A 6,341-nucleotide genomic window follows, 5' to 3' on the forward strand; every position below is an offset into this window, starting at 1 on the left:
TTTGACCCTAAAATTGATCTATTCTATCTTTTTAAGCAAGAGTCCGCCGCAGTTGGGGTTGAATACTCAGCAAGGCGACTAGGGCAAAGCCAAACAACACCAGCAACGCTCCCCCAAAGGTAACATTGCCCCAAGGAGCCTGCATCACTACACTACCTAGTCCCCAACTACTGTGGAAATAGAGATAGCGGATTGGTTCGATCGCATAGCTGAGAGGATTTAGGGTAGCCACAACTTGTAACCACTGGGGCATGAAGGATAGAGGTGCCAAAGCAGTACTAGCAAACAATAATGGTAGGTTAGTAACGAAAATCACTGCAATCAATTCAATGTGTCCGGGTAGAGCAAAAGCTAAACCGAGAGAAATGGCTGTTACACCCAAAGCTAAGAGTAAGACAATTAAAGCGATCGCACTTAAACCCGCTATATTTGGAAGTCCAGCGCCCAAAAATGCTGCTGCTGCAACGATTACGGCTGCTTGCAACAAACTTTGGCTGATGATGAAGATGGCTGAGGCAAAGACAATGGAAAACCGTGATGCTAAGGGTGCTACCAGCAAACGATTCAAAAAGCCGAACTCGCGGTCAAACATTACAGGTAAACCAGCATTCAGTGCCCCAGCAAAGGCTGTAAACACAATGATGCCAGCCGCCAAAAATTGACCGTAATTTGTTGTATTGCCAAATATACCCTTGGGAGCATTTTGGAACAAAGCACCAAATAGCACTAACCACATTACTGGCTGAATAATTCCAGCAACTAAAGATGAGGGACGGCGTTGCAATTGAATAAACAAGCGACGAGTTAAAGCCAACGTCTCTTGTACCAATTCGCCGAAAAAGTTAGGTGCAGTATTAGCATCTGCTTGCGGCGATGCTAATGGTTGCCAATTGATATCAGATTTAGGAGTAACGCTCATATTTAGGGATTGGGGATTGGGGATTAGGGATTGGGGATTGGGAATTAGGGATTGGGGATTGGGAATTGGGGAAGAATTCAGTTTTTAGCTCCTAGTCCCCAGTACCCAGTACCCAGTCCCCAGTCCCTATCTCATATTCTGCTTTTTCTCAGCCTTGGGATCGCGGGTGGCGACGGCTGCCAGTTCTGCATCCAATAAGGTGCGTCCTGTGGCAGCAAGATAAACGTCATCGAGGCTGGGGCGAGATTGGGCAATGCCAAATATGGGCAAGCCAGCGGTATTCAGCGCTTGCTGTATGTTAATGAGAACATCATTCTGAGGTGTCACTACCAAGTTGAGCGAATTACCTTGAGCGCTGTTGATGATGACTTCTTGGACAAAGGGCAAAGGTTTCAGGAGGTTTTTGGCTTTTTCAGCTTCCTCAATCGGGCAAAACTCGCGGATTCGCAAGGTGATGCGATCGCCCCCTACTTGATCTTTTAATTGTGAAGGTGTACCACTTGCAATTACAACGCCGCGATCTATAATTGCCACGCGATCGGCTAAAGCGTCAATTTCTTCTAAGTAATGGCTGGTAATTACTACCGTCGTCCCAGAGGCGCGTAATTTTCTCAAGAAATCCCACACCACAAAACGGGTTTCTATGTCAAGTCCTACAGTTGGCTCGTCTAACACCAAAACATCCGGTGCATGGAGCAATCCAGCAGCCAAGTCTAGGCGCTTGCGTAAACCGCCTGAGTAGGTTCCTGTCTTTTTGTTGGCGTATTCTTGCAAACCGAGTAAATCTAATACTGTTTCAATACGCTGTTTGGCTACTGCGCCTGGAAGATGATAAAGTGCTGCTTGCAATTGCAGCAGTTCTTTTCCAGTCAACACCTTATCTATAGCGACTTCCTGAGCTACGTAGCCTAGTCGTTGTCTTGCCACTTTCGGATTATCTAACACAGAGATGCCAGATACTTCGATTTTGCCAGCATCCGGTGTTGTAAGTGTACACAAGGCACGCAAGGTAGTAGTTTTCCCAGCACCGTTGGGGCCTAGTAAACCAAAAATTTCTCCTGGTTCTACCTGAAAGGAAACATCTTGGACGGCAACCACTGTACCGTAACGTTTTTGCAGATTTTGAATTAAAACGGCGGGAGCCATGACAGCCGATCCCCAACTATACAAATCTCAATAAAGTCTATCCTTATTGTAGAAGGTAGAGAGCAAGGAAATAGCGCATGAGCGAAAATCTGTAAACAAATTCGCTTCATGCGCTATGCTGCCAAAAATTTTTAATTATTCTAAACAAGTTGCTTGATTGCGTTTGTAGCGAAACAAACCAAATACTACAGCAATTAATCCTAAACCTGGAAGATTTGCAGGCTCTGGAACCTTACGAATGGGAGGCTTAGGCGGAGTGTAGTACTTTGTTGGGACAGTTGGCAGATCGCCATTAAATAGATAGTTATGAGATTCGCCATTTCCTGTCAAAGAAGCTACCACTACATTGCCGTTAACTTGACCGTTATTGAAATTGAAATTAGCCAAAGGCGCAAGAATACTACCTTGGATGCCAATTCCACTAGCAGTTAGGTTTGTTGCTTCATAAAAGTTGTAAATTACCTTTTGTTTATCTGCGCCAATGATATTAAACCCAAAGTTTTGCAGCGAGACATCCTTACCGCTGATATTGACAACGATAGTTGAATTTGCGTCTCCCTTAATTTCAAAATAGTTTGTCTTGGAGACAGATGAGCCTGCAAGATTAAAAACATTGAAAGCAGTACTACTGCCACTAAGGTTAATAGCACCCCAAGGTTGAACTGTTGTGTTCCCAGTAGGAGTTAAGGTTGCCAAATATTCAGATAGCCCTCGCAGTTCTTTCCCTGCTTCATTGAAGTCGATGGGATTACCCTTGCTGAGAGTTCCTTGAGGAAATCCCACATCGCTGGATACATTGGCGCTGCCTCCATAGACAGCATTACCGTGGTAGACTTGACCGTTGCTCAGAGTTAAATTCTGTCCAGCGACGACTACGTTGCCGCTATTGTCAGAAAGTCTGCTTCCAAGTCCGCCGACGAAATTGATGTTACCGCCAGCAGCAACTTTTCCTTCAATATCTGTATATTTTTGAGAGATATCTCCCAGAACAAATACATTGTAATCAGAGGCAGCACCTAACTCAACTGCATTCGCTCTTGCTGAGAAACCCAGCGCTAGAGTGACTACCATTGGAGCTGCTACTAACCCCCAAATATAATAGGTTTTTGATTTCATCTTCTAGTTTAGGAATCATCAAGATGATCCTATGAGTATAAATCAAAGATTGCACTAGTCTACTAGCTATTTTTATTGAAGTTTCACACTGGTATAACTACTGTATATTTTTCCCTAAATCATCCGAAAAACCGCACATTTACCATTGACTTCATCAATTAAAATTTTATGAAAAAGAATTTAGTAGTTATAACGTTATTTCACAACCTTCAAAGTTTTGAGGCTAATATCATTGCAACCGCTAATAAATCCCCCTAGCACCTGGATTTGTTGTAGGTATTTAAGGACAGATTTGGTGATGACTTCCCCCGGCATTAAAACAGGAATTCCTGGAGGATAAGGACAGACGATTTCAGCACAGATGCGTTTATTGGTTTGTCTCAAAGGTAGTATTTCACTGACAGCAAAAAAAGCCTCACGGGGAGAAAGTTGTAAAGCATAATCTAGTGTTTTGTCTATATTTGTCCAAACCTGGTTTTTAAGAGTCAAGTTGCTTCGGCGATATTCTTTGGCGAGGGTGGTGAAACCTTGCACTAATTGTTCAATATCGGCTGCGGTGTTGCCCAAACTAATGATAAAGGTGAGATGTTGTAGTGAGGCGAATTCAGCAGTAACGCCTAATTTTTCATCAAGAATTTCCTCTGCTTCAAAGCCGGTTAAGCCTAAACCAGAAACAGTGACAGTTAGTCGCGTTTTGTCTAAAGCCATAAAGCCGGGAGATTCCCCCAACCGAGGCATTTCCAAAACTGATAATCCAGGAATTTGACTGATTTTTGTTCTAGCTTCGTCAGCAAGTTGCAAAGTGCGAGACATTAGCATTTTTCCGTGGAGTGCCATTTGCTGACGCGCTGCATCTAGAGAAGCTAAAAGTAAATAACTAGGACTGGTAGATTGTACGAGTTGCAAAGCTTTACTGATGCGATCGCAATCAATCCTGTTACCTTGAACGTGCAACATCGATGCTTGTGTCATCGCACTGAGTACCTTGTGGATGGATTGTACAGTTAAATCTGCACCTGCGGCTAAAGCTGGAGTGGGTAATTCGGGATGAAAGGCAAAGTGTGCGCCGTGTGCCTCGTCTACAAGTAGAGGGATATTATATTGATGTGTGATGTTGGCGATCGCACTCAAATCTCCACAAACGCCGTAATATGTTGGGTAAACTGTCAAAACTGCTTTGGCATCTGGATGCTGTTGGAGTGCAGATTTTACAGTATTGGGGGTGATGCTATGGGCAATATCTAAAACTGGATCGTATTCAGGATTGAGAAAAATTGGTATTGCACCGGAGAGAATTAAACCTGCGATCGCCGAAGAATGTACATTGCGAGGCAGAATAATTTTATCGCCTGTACCACAGGTAGCGAGAATAGCTGCTTCAATCCCACAGGTAGAACCATTGACAAGGAACCATGTTTGCGAAGCGCCAAAAGCTGCTGCTGCTAGTTTTTGTGCTTCTTGAATAACGCCTTGGGGTGCAAAGAGATTATCTAAATCTGCTAATTCGGTTAAATCAGCGCGAAAAACAGCTTTACCAAGTAAATCAGCCAAGGGTTGAGAAATTCCCTCACCTTGTTTATGTCCTGGGGTGTAAAAAGGCGCATGAGGTCTTGCTGCATTGGCTTTTAAGGCATCTAATAGAGGCGTTTGGTTTTGATTGAGCATTTTTGAAAAAACGAACCGTTAATGATAGAATCCTAAGTCTGTTAGGGCATATTCATAGACCATGAAATTACCCAACGGTGAGCAAGCAGAGATTTCTGTGCAAAAGCTCATAGGTTATTGTCTAAACCCAGAACATCCGAGTGGGAAACATAAAGCCAGAGTTTTCGCATCAATTCTAGGAATCACGCTAGAAAACCCCGATGTTTTGCGTGAACTTATTCAAATAGCAGCAGTTGCGGGTGAAGTTGTTCAGCAAAGTACTACACAATTTGGTCAACAGTTTAAGGTAGATTGGATAGTACCTGATACAGACAAAATCAGGCTGCGGACAATCTGGGAAACTACTGCTAATAATCCCTATCCATGTTTGATTACTGCATTTCTGAAGTTAAATGAAAAAAATTAAACTTTTGGATACTGTTGCTATACTCAAGCCTATTTCCATTGAGAGATTACAACTAGTAGAAGAAGATTATACTTCTATCGAAAGTTTACCCAGTGGGCAAGTTGGAACAATTGTAGAAGTGTATGAGCAAGAAGAAGAATATCATTATTTAGTCGAGTTTGCTGATACCCAAGGCTGTGAATATGCAATGGCGACTTTGAGAGCAGATGAAATCTTAGTTTTACATTATGATTTGGCAATTGCTTAAGTTTTTACTTTAGGGTCTGTATCTGAATTGAGGTGCGATCGCATTAATTATCCACCTAATTGACAATTATTTATCATCAGGACTTACGCACAGGTCACGGAAAATCAAACCACAGAGAACGCAGAGAACACAGAGGAATAAGAGTTAGAGAGGTTTTTTGCGTAAGTCCTAATCATAATAAAATCAATACAGTCACAACAAAAAGGTTGCGTCGTGTGCTTTATCTAATATCATGTCCGGGTAATTAGTTATGATTCCATAGTTATTGCACCTCGCTCCTTAATTCTCTCCCCGCAGGCGAGGTGAGATTCTGCGGGTTTAATAAGTAATCAAGCGGACATGATATAATTCCTTACTTTAAATAATTAGCTTCTTACTGCACGCTCTCTCACCCATTGTTTTAACAGAGGAATTTCAAAATCATATCCTCCATTGATTTTGTGTAAAATATGATAAGGCAACAAGCGGCTTAATACCTTTTCAGCAATTTCAGTACTTATAGATAAGCTACACGCTACTTTCATGATTGAAAGGTTTCAGAACTTTATAAGCAGTAATCATAGCCTAAGTAATTTATATAGCAGTTCTCAATTGCATCGAATACAGACCTAACCCCCAGCCCCTTCCCTACAAGGGAAGGGGAGTAAGATTCAAAGCCTCTCTCTTTTTAGGAGCTACGGTGTCATAGGTTTTAATTCTAGTAGTTTCGTAGGGTGCGTTATGGACACGCCGAAATAACAAATGAGTACCCCGAAATAACAAATGAGTACCCCGAAATAACAAATGAGTACCCCGAAATAACAAATGAGTACCCCGAAATAACAAATGAGTACCCCGAAATA

General features: G+C 42.4%; 7 protein-coding genes. 2 read left to right on the forward strand and 5 right to left on the reverse strand.

Annotated features, from left to right (window positions below; genetic code table 11):
- Positions 1-31: 31 nt before the first annotated feature.
- The 4 genes from V7K41_RS01230 to V7K41_RS01245 all read right to left on the reverse strand — a co-directional run bounded on the left by V7K41_RS01230 (position 32) and on the right by V7K41_RS01245 (position 4,846).
- Positions 32-919, reverse strand: a complete 888-nt coding sequence (locus V7K41_RS01230; RefSeq protein WP_334845343.1) for an ABC transporter permease — start codon at positions 917-919, stop codon at positions 32-34.
- 126 nt (positions 920-1,045) lie between these two features.
- Positions 1,046-2,065 carry an ABC transporter ATP-binding protein gene (locus tag V7K41_RS01235; RefSeq protein ID WP_334845344.1) on the reverse strand — a complete coding sequence of 340 codons (1,020 nt, stop codon included), beginning with the start codon at positions 2,063-2,065 and terminating at the stop codon, positions 1,046-1,048.
- A gap of 135 nt (positions 2,066-2,200) precedes the next feature.
- Positions 2,201-3,181: a choice-of-anchor A family protein gene (locus V7K41_RS01240; RefSeq protein WP_334845345.1), complete on the reverse strand. Its 981-nt coding sequence runs from the start codon at positions 3,179-3,181 to the stop codon at positions 2,201-2,203.
- 195 nt (positions 3,182-3,376) lie between these two features.
- On the reverse strand, positions 3,377-4,846 hold the full coding sequence (locus V7K41_RS01245; RefSeq protein WP_334845346.1) for an aminotransferase class I/II-fold pyridoxal phosphate-dependent enzyme: 1,470 nt from the start codon (positions 4,844-4,846) through the stop codon (positions 3,377-3,379).
- 61 nt (positions 4,847-4,907) lie between these two features.
- Between V7K41_RS01245 and V7K41_RS01250 the strand changes: the two genes are divergently transcribed.
- Together V7K41_RS01250 and V7K41_RS01255 are read left to right on the forward strand one after the other, a co-directional pair.
- Positions 4,908-5,252 carry a DUF6883 domain-containing protein gene (locus V7K41_RS01250; protein WP_334845347.1) on the forward strand — a complete coding sequence of 115 codons (345 nt, stop codon included), beginning with the start codon at positions 4,908-4,910 and terminating at the stop codon, positions 5,250-5,252.
- A complete protein-coding gene (locus tag V7K41_RS01255; protein WP_334845348.1) occupies positions 5,239-5,499 on the forward strand; it encodes a DUF4926 domain-containing protein in 261 nt (86 codons plus the stop codon). Before V7K41_RS01250 ends, V7K41_RS01255 begins: the two co-directional genes overlap by 14 nt.
- Positions 5,500-6,126: 627 nt before the next feature.
- Here V7K41_RS01255 and V7K41_RS01260 read toward each other — a convergent pair.
- A partial coding sequence (locus V7K41_RS01260) for a hypothetical protein (RefSeq protein ID WP_334845349.1) occupies positions 6,127-6,341 on the reverse strand: 215 nt, incomplete at its 5' end.

Origin of the sequence: Nostoc sp. (genome assembly GCF_036917415.1) — a bacterium.
Lineage (GTDB): Bacteria > Cyanobacteriota > Cyanobacteriia > Cyanobacteriales > Nostocaceae > Nostoc.